At 72.1% G+C, this 14,845-nt stretch carries 13 protein-coding genes; 12 read left to right on the top strand and 1 reads right to left on the bottom strand.

What is annotated here, in order from left to right; translation table 11 throughout:
• Positions 1-48 precede the first annotated feature (48 nt).
• From ACFFXY_RS01425 to ACFFXY_RS01410, 4 genes are all read left to right on the top strand, one after another.
• The gene (locus ACFFXY_RS01425; protein ID WP_382345161.1) at positions 49-615 is read left to right on the top strand and encodes a hypothetical protein; all 567 of its coding nucleotides are present in this window, start codon (positions 49-51) and stop codon (positions 613-615) included.
• A complete protein-coding gene (locus ACFFXY_RS01420) occupies positions 615-1,706 on the top strand; it encodes an efflux RND transporter periplasmic adaptor subunit (RefSeq protein WP_382345159.1) in 1,092 nt (363 codons plus the stop codon). Before ACFFXY_RS01425 ends, ACFFXY_RS01420 begins: the two co-directional genes overlap by 1 nt.
• A complete protein-coding gene (locus ACFFXY_RS01415) occupies positions 1,703-2,407 on the top strand; it encodes an ABC transporter ATP-binding protein (protein ID WP_382345157.1) in 705 nt (234 codons plus the stop codon). Before ACFFXY_RS01420 ends, ACFFXY_RS01415 begins: the two co-directional genes overlap by 4 nt.
• A 126-nt stretch (positions 2,408-2,533) precedes the next feature.
• Positions 2,534-3,712 carry an ABC transporter permease gene (locus tag ACFFXY_RS01410; protein ID WP_382347322.1) on the top strand — a complete coding sequence of 393 codons (1,179 nt, stop codon included), beginning with the start codon at positions 2,534-2,536 and terminating at the stop codon, positions 3,710-3,712.
• 115 nt (positions 3,713-3,827) lie between these two features.
• On the opposite strand, the gene ACFFXY_RS01405 is transcribed toward ACFFXY_RS01410, so the two are convergent.
• Positions 3,828-5,312, bottom strand: a complete 1,485-nt coding sequence (locus ACFFXY_RS01405; RefSeq protein WP_382345155.1) for an RICIN domain-containing protein — start codon at positions 5,310-5,312, stop codon at positions 3,828-3,830.
• Positions 5,313-5,524: 212 nt separating this feature from the next.
• Here ACFFXY_RS01405 and ACFFXY_RS01400 point away from each other — a divergent pair, with 212 nt between their 5' ends.
• From ACFFXY_RS01400 to ACFFXY_RS01365, 8 genes are all read left to right on the top strand, one after another.
• Positions 5,525-7,456, top strand: coding sequence for a DNA polymerase III subunit gamma and tau (locus ACFFXY_RS01400; protein WP_382345153.1), 1,932 nt, complete (start codon positions 5,525-5,527; stop codon positions 7,454-7,456).
• 288 nt (positions 7,457-7,744) lie between these two features.
• Positions 7,745-8,071 carry a YbaB/EbfC family nucleoid-associated protein gene (locus tag ACFFXY_RS01395; protein WP_359955496.1) on the top strand — a complete coding sequence of 109 codons (327 nt, stop codon included), beginning with the start codon at positions 7,745-7,747 and terminating at the stop codon, positions 8,069-8,071.
• Between the two features lie 36 nt (positions 8,072-8,107).
• Positions 8,108-8,704 carry a recombination mediator RecR gene (recR, locus tag ACFFXY_RS01390; protein WP_106363180.1) on the top strand — a complete coding sequence of 199 codons (597 nt, stop codon included), beginning with the start codon at positions 8,108-8,110 and terminating at the stop codon, positions 8,702-8,704.
• Between the two features lie 212 nt (positions 8,705-8,916).
• A complete protein-coding gene (locus tag ACFFXY_RS01385; protein ID WP_382345150.1) occupies positions 8,917-10,659 on the top strand; it encodes an ABC transporter substrate-binding protein in 1,743 nt (580 codons plus the stop codon).
• Positions 10,660-10,681: 22 nt separating this feature from the next.
• Complete coding sequence (locus ACFFXY_RS01380; protein ID WP_382345148.1) at positions 10,682-11,689, top strand: ABC transporter permease; 1,008 nt, start codon at positions 10,682-10,684, stop codon at positions 11,687-11,689.
• The gene (locus ACFFXY_RS01375) at positions 11,686-12,648 is read left to right on the top strand and encodes an ABC transporter permease (protein ID WP_382345146.1); all 963 of its coding nucleotides are present in this window, start codon (positions 11,686-11,688) and stop codon (positions 12,646-12,648) included. Before ACFFXY_RS01380 ends, ACFFXY_RS01375 begins: the two co-directional genes overlap by 4 nt.
• Positions 12,648-13,733 (top strand): ABC transporter ATP-binding protein, encoded by a 1,086-nt coding sequence (locus tag ACFFXY_RS01370; RefSeq protein WP_382345144.1) that lies wholly within the window; start codon positions 12,648-12,650, stop codon positions 13,731-13,733. The genes ACFFXY_RS01375 and ACFFXY_RS01370 overlap by 1 nt, the downstream gene beginning before the upstream one ends.
• The gene (locus tag ACFFXY_RS01365; RefSeq protein ID WP_382345142.1) at positions 13,730-14,794 is read left to right on the top strand and encodes an ABC transporter ATP-binding protein; all 1,065 of its coding nucleotides are present in this window, start codon (positions 13,730-13,732) and stop codon (positions 14,792-14,794) included. The genes ACFFXY_RS01370 and ACFFXY_RS01365 overlap by 4 nt, the downstream gene beginning before the upstream one ends.
• Positions 14,795-14,845: the final 51 nt, after the last annotated feature.

The raw sequence follows: 14,845 nt of genomic DNA, 5'->3' as shown, positions 1-14,845 counted from the left end.
GGGCGCCTCCCGCCCCCGGCCGCGCCACTACTCACGAAAGGCGATCCGATGCGGCGATACCTCATCGCACTCCTCCTGTGCCTCACCGCCCTCACGGCGGCGGCCTGCGGCGACGACGCCGACGACGGCGGCGTGGCCTCCGTCGACGGCGACGCCTCCGAGTCGGCTTCCGAGGGCGGGGACGGCGAGGACCTCGACGGCTTCGAGCAGGCACTCGCGTACTCGGAGTGCATGCGAGAGAACGGCGTCCCCGACTTCCCCGACCCCGAGCAGAACGGCGACGGCGGCGTCGGCCTCAGCCTCCCCGAGGGCCTCGACCCCGAGGACGAGGACTTCAAGGCCGCCGAAGCGGCCTGCGAGGACCAGATGCCCGGCCCCGACGAGAACGCGACCATGGACCCCGAGGTGTACGAGGCGCTCCTGGCGTACTCGGAGTGCATGCGCGAGAACGGCGTCCCCGGCTTCCCCGACCCCGAGCCCAACGGCGGCATCATGATGAACGGCGACGAGCTCGGCGTCGACCCGCAGGGCCAGGAGATGAAGGACGCCCAGGCCGCCTGCCAGGACCTCGCCCCCGGCGGGCCCGGCGGCTCCACGAACAGCGGGGACGAGTGATGGCGGGCCGCAGGCGCGGCAGGGGCCGCACCGGGAAGGTCGTCGCAGGCGCGGCGATCGCAGTGGCCGCGGCCGCGGCGGTCGCGGCGGCGCTCGGCGTCGACTTCCGCTCGCTCTTCGCCTCCCCCGAAGCCGAGGCGACGCAGGAGACCCCCGAGACCGCCGAGGTCACGCAGACCACCCTCACCGAGACCGTCGCCATCGCCGGGGACCTCGGCTACGGCGACGCGCTCGACCTGGGCTGCCTCCTCAGCGGCACCGTCACCGACCTGCCCGCCGCAGGCGACGTCATCGAGCGCGGCGACCGGCTCTACAGCGTGGACGACACGCCCGTGGTCCTCATGTACGGCGCGCTCCCCGCGTACCGGCCCCTCCAGGCCGGCGCCGAGGGCGCCGACGTCGAGCAGTTCGAGGAGAACCTCGCCGCGCTCGGCTACGACGGGTTCACCGTGGACGACGAGTACACCGACGCCACCGCCGCCGCCGTCGAGGAGTGGCAGGAGGACCTCGGCCTCGACGAGACCGGCGCGGTCGAACTGGGCCGCATCGTGTTCGCGCCCGACGCCGTCCGCGTCGGCACCGTGGACCTCCAGCTCGGCGCCGCGGCCCAGCCCGGCTCCACGCTCCTGACCTACACCGGCCTCGACAAGGTCGTCACCGTCGAGGTCGAACTCGACTACCAGGAGCTCGTGGTCGTCGGCGACCCCGTCACCATCACCCTCCCCGACGGCACCGAGGCCACCGGGACCGTCACGGGCTCCGAGACCGCGGTGACCGAGGAGCAGAGCGGCGGCGAGACCGAGGACGTCACCTACCTGGAGGTCACCGTCGCCGCCGACGACGCCGCGGTCTTCGACGCGCTCGACCAGGCCAGCGTGGACGTCGGCTTCGCCGGCGACAGCGCCGAAGACGTGCTCGCCGTCCCCGTCGAAGCCCTCCTGGGCCTCGCCGAAGGCGGCTACGGCGTCGAGGTCGTGGACGGCGAGACCACCGAGATCGTCGCCGTCGACACCGGCCTGTTCGCCGACGGCTTCGTGGAGGTCAGCGGCGAAGGGCTCGAAGCGGGCCAGTCCGTGGTGGTGCCCTCATGACCGTCCTCGCCGAAGCCGCCGCGGCCGGGGCGGGGACGGGTCCCCGGCCGGTGGTCGAACTCGAAGGCGTCTCGAAGACCTACCCGGGCGGGGTCCGGGCCCTGCGCGGCGTCTCCCTGCGGATCGAGCCGGGGGAGATGTGCGCGATCGTCGGCCCCTCCGGCTCGGGCAAGTCGACGATGCTCCACCTCATCGGCACGCTCGACCGGCCCAGCGAGGGCTCGGTCCGCATCGACGGGTTCGACGTGGCGAGCCTGCGCGACAAGCAGCTCTCCGCGCTGCGCGCCACCAGGATCGGGTTCGTGTTCCAGCAGTTCCACCTCGCCGTGGGGCAGCAGGTCCTCGACAACGTCGCCGACGGGCTCCTCTACTCGGGCCGCCGCGGCCCCGACCGGCGCGCCCGCGCCGCCGAGGCGCTCGAACGGGTCGGGCTCGGGCACCGCCTCGACCACCTCCCGAACGAGCTGTCGGGCGGGGAGCGCCAGCGCGTGGCCGTCGCCCGCGCGATCGTCGGCGCCCCCGCGGTGCTCCTCGCCGACGAGCCGACCGGCAACCTCGACTCGGTCTCCGGCGCCGGGGTGATGGCGCTGCTGCACGAGCTGCACGCGGCCGGGACCACGGTCGTGGTCATCACCCACGACCAGGACATCGCCGCCTCGCTCCCCAGGCAGGTCGCGATGCGCGACGGCGAGGTGGTCTGAATGGCGACGACCGCAACGGGAACCGGGCACGGCGGTCCGCCGCCGGGACCGCCCGCCGCTCCGCCGCCCGGTCCGCCCGCCACGCCCGCCGACCCGCCGCCCGCGAAGGCGCTGCGGCCCGCCCGGATGCACACCGGCGACGTCCTCCGCGTGGGCGCCACCGGCCTGCGGACGCGCCCGCTGCGGGCCTGGCTCTCGGCCCTGGGCATCGCGATCGGCATCGCGGCGATGATCGCGGTCGTCGGGATCTCCTCGTCGAGCCGCGCCGAACTCGACCGGCAGCTCGCGGCGCTCGGCACGAACCTGCTGCGGGTCGAGCCGGGCACGTCGATGCTGTCGGGGGAGGAGGGCGTCCTGCCGTACGAGGCCACGGCGATGGTCGCGCGGATCGAGCCGGTCTACGCGGTGGCGGCGACCGGGAGCGTCTCGGACGCGAACGTGTACCGCTCCGACCACATCCCGGAGGGCCGCTCGGGCGGCATCACCGTCAGCGCCGCCGAGCTCGACGTGTTCGACACGATCGGCGCGGAGCTCGCGGACGGCGTGTGGCTCAACGAGGCGACCGCGCGGTACCCGGCGGTGGTCCTCGGGGCCACGGCCGCCGAGCAGCTCGGCATCACCTCGGTCGACGGGGGCGTGGAGGTGTACGTCGGGGGCCGCTGGTTCACCGTCGTGGGCATCCTCGAACCCGTGGCGCTCGCGCCGGAGCTGGACCTCGCGGTCCTGGTCGGGTGGGACGCGGCCGCGGCGTACCTGGGCTTCGACGGGCACCCGACGACGGTGTACGCCCGCGCCGAGGAGCAGTACGTGGAGGAGGTGGCGGGCGTCCTGGCGGCGACCGCGAACCCGGAGGCGCCCGACGAGACGTCGGTGTCGCGTCCCTCGGACGCGCTGGCCGCGAAGAACGCGGTGGACACGGCGTTCACGGGGATGCTGCTGGGCCTGGGCGGGGTGGCGCTGCTGGTCGGCGGGGTCGGGGTGGCGAACACGATGGTCATCTCGGTCCTGGAGCGGCGCAGCGAGATCGGCCTGCGCCGGTCGCTCGGCGCGACGAAGGGGCAGATCCGGGTGCAGTTCCTCGCTGAGTCGCTCCTGCTGAGCGCCTTGGGGGGCGTCGGCGGGGTGCTGCTGGGGACGGCGGTGACCGCGGTGTTCGCGGCGGTGCGGGAGTGGCCGACGGTGGTCCCGTACTGGGCGAGCGTCGGCGGCGTGGCCGCGACGCTGTTCATCGGCGCGGTCGCGGGGCTCTACCCGGCGGTGCGGGCCTCGCGGCTCTCGCCGACTGAGGCCCTGACCGCGCAATAGATCCCGATATCCTATTTCCTATAGGATATCGGATTCGGCCGCAGTCGAGGCCGCAGTCGAGGCCGCAGTCGAGGCCGCGGCGCCCGTGGAGAGCGGGCGCCGCGGCCTCGGCCGGTCAGATGTACTGGTCGATGATCGGGGTGAGCCGGTTGGCGATCTTGAGGTGGCCGGCGTCGCTCGGGTGGACCGAGTCGACGAGGTCGCCCGCGTCGGGGAGCCAGCCGGTCGTGTCGACGAAGTGGACCTTCGCGTCACCGGCGCTGATGCGGGCGTTGACGGCGGCCTGGGTCTCGGGGACGTAGCGGCCGCGGAACGTCTGGAGCGCGAAGATGTGCGCGTTCGGGTAGGCCTGGCGCACGCGTTCGAGCATGGTGACGTAGTTGGCCTGGAACGCCGTGGTGGAGACGCCGTGCCCGACGTCGTTGGTGCCCAGGTTGATGACCACGGCCGTGGCCTGGTACCGCGAGAAGCTCCAGTCGTCCGAAGTGGACGCCATGGAGGTGCGGCGGAACCAATCCATCATCCCCCAGCACCCGTCGGAGGTGCTGACCAGGCACGCGCCGCCCTGCGCGACCTGCGTGTGGCCCGCGTTCAGGTTGTCGCCCACCAGGTACGGGTAGGCCGTGAACGGCCGGTTCCCGTTGGGCTGGCCCACGGTGATGGAGTCGCCGATGAACTCGACGAAGTTCGCCGGGCGGCTGATCGCGCCGGTCGCGCCGCCGGAGGCGAGGATGAGGCCGCCGAACGCCGGGTCGCCGGTGTAGGACCCGGCCTTCTCGCGGAAGCCGATGCGGATCGTGTGGGTCCCCGAGGAGAGCCCGGTCCGGATCGTGACGTTCCCGGAGACGGCCCGCAGCCAGGTCTCGGCGCCGCCGTCGACCGAGTAGTACAGGTCGATGGTGTTCCGCAGCTTCACGCCGACGGAGGAGCCGGTGAAGGCCGCCTCGACGTAGCCGCCGGCCCAGCCCATCGTGTAGAACGACGCGTCGGTCGTGTTCCAGCGGCCGTAGTACTGGAGGTTCGGGTCGTTGACCGCGCCGTTCCCGGCGGCGGCGACGGGCACGAGCTTCCAGTGCTGCGATTCGAGGTTGTTGCGGTCGTACTGGGAGACGCGCGAGCCCGCGCTGGTGGCCCACTCCCAGTTGTCGAGGGCCTTGCCGGAGTTGCGGTTGACGAGTTCGACGGCGCCGTCGGATTGGGTGTTCACCTGCCACTGCTGGTTGGCGCCGTTGTTGTCGGTCCACTGCACGAGGTTCGCGCCGTTCTCGGTGGACTTGGCGTAGACGTCGAGTACCTGATTCGAGTGCCGGGCCTGGATCCGGTAGTAGCCGCTGCCGGAGTCGACGAATCGGAACTGCTGGTCGGTCGCGGAGGACGGCGCGGCGAGGACCGCGGCGGCGCCGGTCGCGGTGGAGGCGTCCTGGATGCTGACGGCGAGGCCGGAGAAGTCGTTGACGATCCGGTACCAGGTGCCGGTCTCGACGGCCGCCGCCGGGGCGGCCCCGAGGGCGGTGAACCCGGCCGCGGTGCAGACGGCCGCGATGGCGGCGGCCAGCCACCGGGCGAGCCGCGCGCGGCGGGTCGGAGCGGGAGTGCGCAAGGGGGAGCTCCTTTACATTGAAACGTTTAAATGTCTTGCGATTGTATGAGGATACCGCTTTCATCCGTTCTGGGCCAGACCTCGCCGCCGCCCTCATATGACCCCCGCGCCAAGACCCCCGGTCAGCCGCAGAACGTCGGACCCAGCCCGTACCCTGGCTTGAGGCGCGCCGCGCACCGGCGCCGCCGAGGGGCGATCAGCAGGAGGAGAACGTGGCACTCGCGCTCTACCGCAAGTACCGGCCGCAGACCTTCGCGGAAGTGGTCGGCCAGGAGCACGTCACCGAACCCCTCATCAACGCCATCACCGCCGGGCGCCTCAACCACGCCTACCTCTTCTCCGGGCCCCGCGGCTGCGGCAAGACCTCCTCGGCCCGCATCCTCGCCCGCTCCCTCAACTGCGCCCAGGGGCCCACCGCCGAGCCGTGCGGCGAGTGCCGCTCGTGCGTGGCGCTCTCGGCCGCCGGGCACGGCTCGGTCGACGTCATCGAGATCGACGCCGCCAGCCACGGCGGCGTGGACGACGCCCGCGAGCTGCGCGAACGCGCCGTCTTCGCGCCCGTCGACTCCCGCTTCAAGATCTACATCATCGACGAAGCGCACATGGTCACCGCCGCCGGTTTCAACGCGCTGCTCAAGCTCGTCGAGGAGCCGCCGGAGTACGTGCTCTTCATCTTCGCGACCACCGAGCCGGACAAGGTCCTCCCGACCATCCGCTCGCGCACGCACCACTACCCCTTCCGGCTCATCCCGCCGCCCGCGATGCGCGAGCTGTGCCGCAAGCTCTGCGACGAGGAGGGCGCCGTCGTCGCCGACGACGTGCTCCCGCTCGTCGTGCGCGCCGGGGGCGGCTCCGCGCGCGACACGCTCTCCGTGCTCGACCAGCTCATCGCCGGGGCCGGGCCCGAAGGGGTCACGTACGAGCGGGCCGCCGGGCTCCTCGGCGTCACCGACGCCGGGCTCCTGGACGAGATGTGCGAGGCGTTCGCCGCCGCCGACGGCGCGGCCGTCATGGAAGTGGTCGAGCGCGTCGTGGAGGGCGGCCACGACCCCCGCCGCTTCGCCGGGGACCTCCTGGAGCGACTGCGCGACCTCATCGTCCTCACGCAGGTCCCCGACGCGGGCGCGAACGGCCTCGTGGACGCCCCCGCCGACCAGCTCGCCAAGATGACCAGCCAGGCCACCCGCATGGGCACCTCGACGCTCGCGCGCATGGCCGAGGTCGTCGCCGCCGGGCTCGCGGGGATGCGCGGGGCCACCGCGCCGCGCCTGCTCCTGGAGCTCGCGTGCGTGCGCGCGATCCTGCCCGGCTCCGACGAGTCCATGGCCGGGCTCATGCAGCGCCTCGAAACGCTGGAGCAGCGCGCCGCCGGAGCGGCCCTCGCCGCCCCCGCGCGGCCCGTCGCCGCACCCGTCGAGCCCGCCGCGGTCCGACCCGCGCCCGCCAGGCCCGCCGAGGCCCCCGCCGCGCCGGAGCCCGCGCCCGCCGCGGTCCCGCCGTGGGAGGAAGCCGAAGCGCCGCAGGCGAAGGCGCCCGAGCCCGCGCCCGCCGCGCCCGCGGAGGAGCCCCCCGCCGAGGAGTGGACCGCGCCCCCGCCCGCCCCCGTCTACGAGCCCGAGCCCGCCGGAGGCGGCACCTCCGCCGCCTCGGTGCGCCGCCAGTGGGACCGGATCATGATGGCCGTCAAGGACAAGAAGCGCACCACCGCCGCGCTCCTCCAGGACGCCACCATCGCCGACGCCGCCGCGGGCGAGCTGGTCCTCACCTTCAAGCACGCGTTCCACGCCGAGAACCTCCAGAAGGAGCCCGCCTACGGCATCGTCGCGGGCGTCCTCGGCGACGTCCTCGGCGGCACCTGGAAGATCCGATGCGAGGTGGGGGAGGCGGGGAGCCTCCCAAAAGCCCCGGGGGGAGCGGCGCCGGCCCCGGCGCCTAGGGCCGCCGCGCCCTCGTCCCGGCCCGCCGCCGCACCCGGCCGCCAGGCCGCCGCGCCCGTCGCCGAGGCCGTCGAGGAGCCCCCGCCGGACGACTACGACGAGCCCAGCCCCGACGACCCGGTCGCCCCCGGCGGCTTCGGGACCAGCGAGGAGCAGGCGATCAAGCTCATCACCACCGCGTTCGGCGCCAAGCAGATCGCGCGCTGACCCGCCGGTCCGACGTGTTCGGGCCCGCGGCCGGGCGTGCTCCACTGCCGCCGTCGCCCCGTGCGGCTACGCTAGGGCCTGTTCTGCGAATCAGAACGGTCGCTATCCGGCCCGTTCGCCCGCTCGCTGCGTTGTCGGCACCTCCCGATACAACCCCGGTATCGGGAGGCACCTCCGCCTTGCGAGCGAACGAACGGACTCGGATACCGCCACGCCCTGATTCGCAGAACAGGCCCTAACCGCCAGACCAGGAGAACCGGAAACCGAAGGCGAGGAGACGACATGGACATGTTCCCGGGCGGAGACATGCAGAAGCTGCTCCAGCAGGCCCAGCAGATGCAGGCCGACATGCTGAAGGCCCAGGCCGAACTGGCCGAGAGCGAGGTCACCGCGGCCGCGGGCGGCGGGCTCGTCTCCGCGACGGTCACCGGCGACGGCGAGCTCAAGGCCGTCAAGATCGACCCGCAGGCGGTCGACCCCGAGGACGTCGAGACCCTCGAAGACCTCATCGTCGCGGCCGTCCAGGCCGCCGGCGCCGACGCGAAGCGCCTCGCGGCCCAGAAGATGGGCCCGCTCGGCGACGCCCTCGGCGGCATGGGCCTCCCGGGCATGTAGCCCGGCCCCACCACGCGGAACCACGGAGGAGAATCCTTGTACGACGGGGCTTTGGGCGACCTCATCGAGGAGCTCGGGCAGCTGCCCGGGATCGGCCCGAAGAGTGCGCAGCGGCTGGCCTTCCACCTGCTGGCGTCGGAGAGCGCGGACGTCGAGCGGCTCACCTCGGCGCTGGAGCGGGTGAAGGCCCAGGTCCGGTTCTGCGAGACGTGCGGCAACGTCACCGAGGGCGAGCAGTGCGGCATCTGCCGCGACCCGCGCCGCTCGGAGGCGCTCATCTGCGTCGTCGAGGAGCCGAAGGACGTCCTCGCGATCGAGCGGACCGGCGAGTTCCGCGGCAGGTACCACGTGCTCGGCGGGGCCATCAACCCGTTGGAGGGCATCGGCCCCGACGACCTGCGCATCCGCCAGCTCATGGTGCGGCTCCAGGCCGGGGAGACCACCGAGCTCATCATCGCCACCGACCCGAACACCGAGGGCGAGGCCACCGCCACCTACCTGGCGATGCTGCTGAAACCCATGGGGCTCAAGGTGACCAGGCTGGCCAGCGGCCTGCCCGTGGGCGGCGACCTGGAGTACGCCGACGAAGTGACCCTCGGGCGGGCCTTCTCGGGCCGCCGGACCATGGACTGAGTGGACCTCCCGCGCCGTGCCGCGCCGCGCTTGACCCGATTTGAAACACCTTGTGCGACAACGTTTTTCACTTGCGCATGGTTGATGGGGATTCGGTAACAATAGCCCGCGGAACGGTCACGATCACATAACGCTTAACAGTGGTGTAACTCACCGTGTTCTAGTCTGTTTGGTACCTCCGAATACCCAACGACCGACGGGTGAGACAACCTATGCGCACGTCCCCAACCCCAGTCAGGCGCGTCCTGGCCGCCGCGGCGAGCGCCGCGATGGCAGTGGGCATCCTCGCCGCCTGCGGCTCCGACGGCGACGACGGCGGCGACGCCGAATCCGCCGAGGACTTCGACTTCTCCTGCCCGGAGCGGACCGACGGGACCCCCGAGGCGGACACCGCTGCCAACGAGTCGCAGCCGTTCGTCTTCGGCTCCCCGGGCGACCCGACCAGCATGGACCCGGTCCTCGCCTCCGACGGCGAGACCTTCCGCGTCACCCGCCAGATCTACGAGACCCTCGTCGACACCGACTGCACCGACAGCGTGCCGGGCCTCGCCGAGTCGTGGGACCAGAACCCGGAGGGCACCGAGTGGACCTTCCACCTGCGTGAGGGCGTGACCTTCAGCGACGGCACCGCCCTCGACGGCGCCGCGGTCTGCACGAACTTCGAGCGGTGGGCGAACTTCAAGGGCGGCTTCCAGTCCCCGAACTTCACCTACTACTACTCCGCGATCTTCGGCGGCTTCACCGAGAACGACCCGGCCATGGGCATCGAGTCCGAGTCGATCTACCAGGGCTGCGAGGCCGACGGGCTCGACGCGACGATCTCGCTGAGCAAGTACACCTCCAGCTTCCCGGGCGCGTTCTCCCTGAGCTCCTTCTCGATCATCAGCCCCGCCTCCCTTGAGGCGATCGCCGACGTCGAGCTGGCCGCCGCGGACTCGCCGCTGCCGGACTACTCGCAGACCGCCGGGACCCTCGCGGGCACCGGCCCGTACGTCCTCACCGAGTGGGACCACGGCGAGCAGCAGGTCACCCTGACGCGCAACGACACGTACTGGGGCGACGCCGCGAAGGTCAAGACCCTGATCTTCCGCACCATCTCCGACGAGACCGCCCGCCGCCAGGCCCTTGAGGCCGGCGACATCCAGGGCTACGACCTCGCCGCCCCCGCCGACGTGCAGCCGCTCATCGACGCGGGCTTCCAGGTCCCCGTCCGCGGCGTGTTCAACCTGCTGTACCTCGCGTACACGCAGGGCCAGGCGCCCCTTGAGGACCACGCGGTCCGCGAGGCCCTGTCCTACGCCGTCGACCGCGAGCGCATCGTCAACAACGTGCTCCCGCCGGGCGGACTGGTCGCCACGCAGTTCATCCCGCCGAGCCTTGAGGGCTACTCCGAGGACGTCAAGACCTACGACTACGACGTCGACAAGGCCAAGGACCTGCTCGCCGAGGCCGGCCAGGAGGACCTGACGCTGACGTTCTGCTACCCGACCGACGTGTCGCGCCCGTACATGCCGGCGCCGAAGGACATCTTCGACATGATCGCCTCCGACCTCGAAGCGGCCGGCGTCACCGTCGAGGCCCGCCCGATCACCTGGGTCGAGTACATCCCGACCACCCGCTCCGGCGAGTGCCCGCTGTACCTGCTCGGCTGGACCGGCGACTTCAGCGACCCGTACAACTTCCTCGGCACCTGGTTCGCCGCCGAGTCCACCGAGTGGGGCTTCGACAACCAGGAGGTCTTCGACTCGATCGCGGCCGCCAACACCGAGCCCGACGAGGCCACCCGCGTCGACCTGTGGAAGACCGCCAACGAGGCCGTGATGGAAGAGCTCCCGGGCCTGCCGCTGTCGTCCTCCCCGCCGTCGATCGCCTTCGCCGCCAACGTGTACCCGCCGGACGTCTCCCCGCTGACGCAGGAGAACTTCGCGCAGGTCTACTTCACCGCCGGCTCGTGACCTGAAGACCGACTAGCACAACATGCTGCGTTACACCGTCAAGCGCCTCCTGCAACTGGCCGTGGCCCTCTTGGGACTCTCGCTGCTGCTGTTCGCGTGGTTCAAAGCCCTTCCGGGCGGACCCGAGAACCGGCTGCTCCCCGAGAACGCCACGGACCAGCAGCGGGAGGCGCTGCGGGCGGCCCTGGGGCTCGACGAGCCCGTCTGGGTCCAGTACGGGGACTTCCTGGGACGGATCGTCCGCTTCGACTTCGGCAGTTCGCTGTCGAGCGGGCGGCCCGTCGCCACGGAGCTCGCCGACCGGCTGCCCGCCACCATCGAACTGTCCCTGGCCGCGATGATCATCGCCGTCGGCCTGGGCATTCCGCTCGGCTACCTCGCGGCCAGGCGCCGCGGGACGTGGCTGGACTTCACCGCCGTCTCCGGCTCGCTCCTGGGCACGTGCATCCCGATCTTCTTCCTCGCCGCCATGCTGAAAGTGGTGTTCGCGCAGGAGCTCGGGTGGCTGCCCACGACGTTCCGGCTCTCCGCCGGGGCTGACTACACGGAGGTCACCGGCCTCAGAGTCGTCGACGGGCTCATCACCGGCGAGTTCGACATCGCCTGGGACGCGGTGCTGCACCTGGTGCTGCCCGCGATAGCCCTGTCCTCGATCCCGCTCGCGGTCATCGTCCGCATCACCCGCGCCAGCGTCCTCGACGTCGTCGGCGAGGACTACGTGCGCACAGCGGACGCCAAGGGCCTCAAGCCCTCCGTGATCCGCGGCCGCCACGTCATGCGCAACGCCATGCTCCCGATCGCCACGATCATCGGCCTGCTCCTGGGCAGCCTGTTCGCGGGCGCCGTGCTCACCGAGTCGGTGTTCTCCTTCGGCGGCATCGGGTCCTTCGTGTACCAGGCGACGACCGAGCGCGACTACCCGGCGCTCATGGGCTTCATCCTCGTGATCGCCATGTTCTACGTCGCCATCAACCTGATCGTGGACCTGTCGTACGGGCTCCTCGACCCGAGAGTGCGGGTGCGGTCATGACCGTCGCGAAGATCGAGAAGCTCGACCGCCTCATCGAGGCGAGCGTCTCCGCCCGCGAGGCGCAGACCGGTTCGCTGCTGCGCCAGTCGTACCGCAGGCTCAAGCGCTCCCCGATGGCCGTCACCGGCGCCGTCATCGTCGGCCTGTTCGTCATCGTGGCGGTCCTCGGGCCGTGGATCGCCCCGTACGACCCGACCGCGCAGACCTGGGGCCGCGAGGTGTTCCTCAACCGGAACATCTTCCCCGGGCCGCGCCCCGAGAACTGGTTCGGCCTGGACCACCTGGGCCGGGACATGTTCTCTCGCATGATCGTCGGGGCCCGCCAGACGCTCCTGGTGGGCGTCGTCGCGACGCTCATCGGCTTCGTCGCGGGCGCGGTCATCGGCGGGGTCGCCGCCGCCGCGGGCACCTTCGGGGGCCGCTGGGGCGAGCGCGTCGAGGCCGTCCTCATGCGCACCGTGGACGTGGCCCTCGCCATCCCGATGCTCCTGCTCGCCTTGAGCGTCGCGGCCCTCCTGGGCCCGTCGCTGAGCACCGTCATGGTCGCCGTCGGGGTCGCGCAGATCCCGATCTTCGCGCGGCTGCTGCGCGGATCGATGCTGGCGCAGGCGCACTCGGACTACGTGCTCGCCGCCGTCTCCCTGGGCGTCCCCAAGGGACGGATCGTCGTCTCGCACATCCTGCCCAACTCGCTCGGGCCGGTCATCGTCCAGGCCACCCTGGTGCTCGCCACCGCGATCATCGAGGCCGCCGCGCTGTCCTACCTGGGCCTGGGCAACCCCGACCCCGGCAGCGCCGAATGGGGCACCATGCTCGCCGACGCGCAGCGGTTCCTCTCTGGGGCACCGCAGCTCGCCATCTACCCGGCGGTCGCCATCATCGTGACCGCGCTCGGGTTCACCCTCCTCGGCGAGGCCATGCGCGAATCGCTCGACCCGAGGCTGAGGAGGCAGGAGTAGTGGCACTGCTCGAAGTAGAGGACCTGCGGGTCGCGTTCGGGGCGTCCACCGCCGTCGACGGCGTCTCCTTCTCCGTGGAGCAGGGGAAGATCGTCGGCCTCGTCGGCGAGTCCGGGTGCGGCAAGTCCGTCACCAGCCTCGCCGTCATGGGCCTCCTCCCCAGGGGCCGGGCCGCCAAGGCCCGCAAGGGGGACCAGCCGGTCCAGGCCGCCGCCGAGGAGGCGTCGCCCGGAGCCGTGAAGGCGAGCGTCGCCGCGCCCCAGGCCGTCCCGGCCGGGGGCGGGCGCCGCAAGGGCGGCGGCGCCGACGTCAGCGGCCGGGCCGTCTTCGACGGCACCGACCTCCTGTCGCTGCCCGCCTCCGCGATGCGCCGCCGCCGCGGCAAGGACCTCGCCATGGTCTTCCAGGACCCCCTGTCGAGCCTCAACCCGGTCGTCCCCATCGGACGGCAGATCACCGAGGTCCTCGAACGGCACCGGGGCCTCAAGGGCGACAAGGCGAACAAGGAGGCCGCCAGCCTCCTCGACCGCGTCGGCATCCCCGACCCGGTCCGCCGCCTCAAGGAGTACCCGCACCAGCTCTCCGGCGGCATGCGCCAGCGCGTGCTCATCGCGATCGCCGTCGCGTGCGCCCCGCGCCTGCTCATCGCCGACGAGCCGACCACCGCGCTCGACGTCACGATCCAGGCGCAGATCCTGGAGCTGCTCAAGGACCTCGTCGACCACGAGGGCACCGCGCTGCTCATGATCACGCACGACCTCGGGGTCGTCGCGGGCATGTGCGACGAGGTGAACGTGCTCTACTCGGGGCGCGTGGTCGAGTCGGCGCCGGTGCGCGAGCTGTTCGCGCGGCCCACGCACCCGTACACGGTGGGGCTGCTCGGGTCGATCCCGCGCCTGGACCTGCCGCTGCACGAGCCGCTGACGCCGATCCGCGGCTCGATCGCCGACGTCATCCGCTGGAAGGACGGCTGCGCGTTCGCGCCCCGCTGCGACCGCGTCGCCGACGCGTGCGTCGCGGGCGAGCCCGCGCTCGTCGGGTCCGCGCACGCCCACCGCTGCGTCATGGCCGAGGAGGTCGCATGAGCACCGAAGACCTTGCGCCGCAAGACGAGGCGCCGCAGGCGGAACCGCACGTCCCCGCGCAGCGCACCGAGGAGCCCTCCGGCTCCGAGCCCGCGCTGCTGGAGGTCGAGGACCTGAAGGTCCACTTCCCGATCCGCCGCGGCGTGCTCGTGGAGCGCACCGTCGGCCACGTGCGCGCCGTGGACGGCGTCAGTCTGCAAGTCTCCCAAGGCGGCACGTACGGCCTGGTGGGCGAGTCCGGCTGCGGCAAGACCACCTTCGGGCGGGCCGTGCTGCGCCTGGAGGAGCCCACGGCCGGGCGCGTGCGCCTCGGCGACGACGAGGTGACGACCCTCAAGCCCGAGCGGCTGCGGAAGTTCCGCTCCCGCATGCAGATGGTCTTCCAGGACCCGCTCGGCTCGCTCAACCCGCGCCACAACGTGGACATGCTCCTGGCGGAGCCGCTCAAGGTCCACGGCGTCGGCTCGAAGGCCGAGCGCCGCAAGCTCGCCGTCGAGACGCTCGACGCGGTGGGCCTGCCCAAGACCGTGCTGGAGCGCTTCCCGCACGAGTTCTCGGGCGGGCAGCGCCAGCGCCTGGGCATCGCGCGGGCGCTCATGCTGCGGCCCGACCTGATCGTGTGCGACGAGCCGGTCTCCGCGCTCGACGTGTCGATCCAGGCCCAGGTCATGAACCTGCTCGACGAGCTCCAGGGCGAGTTCGGGCTGACGTACCTGGTGATCGCGCACGACCTGGCGGTGGTCCGGCACCTCTCGGACCGGGTCGGGGTCATGTACCTCGGCAAGCTCGTGGAGGAGGCCGACTCGGCCTCGATCTACGAGCACCCCCGCCACCCGTACACGAAGGCGCTGCTCTCGGCGGTGCCGCAGCCCGATCCGGAGAAGGAGGCCACCCGCGAGCGCATCATCCTCAAGGGCGACCTGCCGTCCCCGGCGAACCCGCCCTCGGGCTGCCGCTTCCGCACCCGCTGCCCGTGGGCGCAGGACATCTGCGCGGAGCAGGAGCCGCAGTGGCGCGAGGCGGCGAGCGGCCACAAGGTCGCCTGCCACTTCGACCTGTAGTACTGCATGACGAAGGCGCGGACCGCGATGCGGTCCGCGCCTTCGTGTTCC

Source organism: Glycomyces mayteni (genome assembly GCF_042428885.1).
GTDB classification, from domain to species: domain Bacteria; phylum Actinomycetota; class Actinomycetes; order Mycobacteriales; family Micromonosporaceae; genus Glycomyces; species Glycomyces mayteni.
This window is presented reverse-complemented; position numbering and strand designations above follow the sequence as displayed.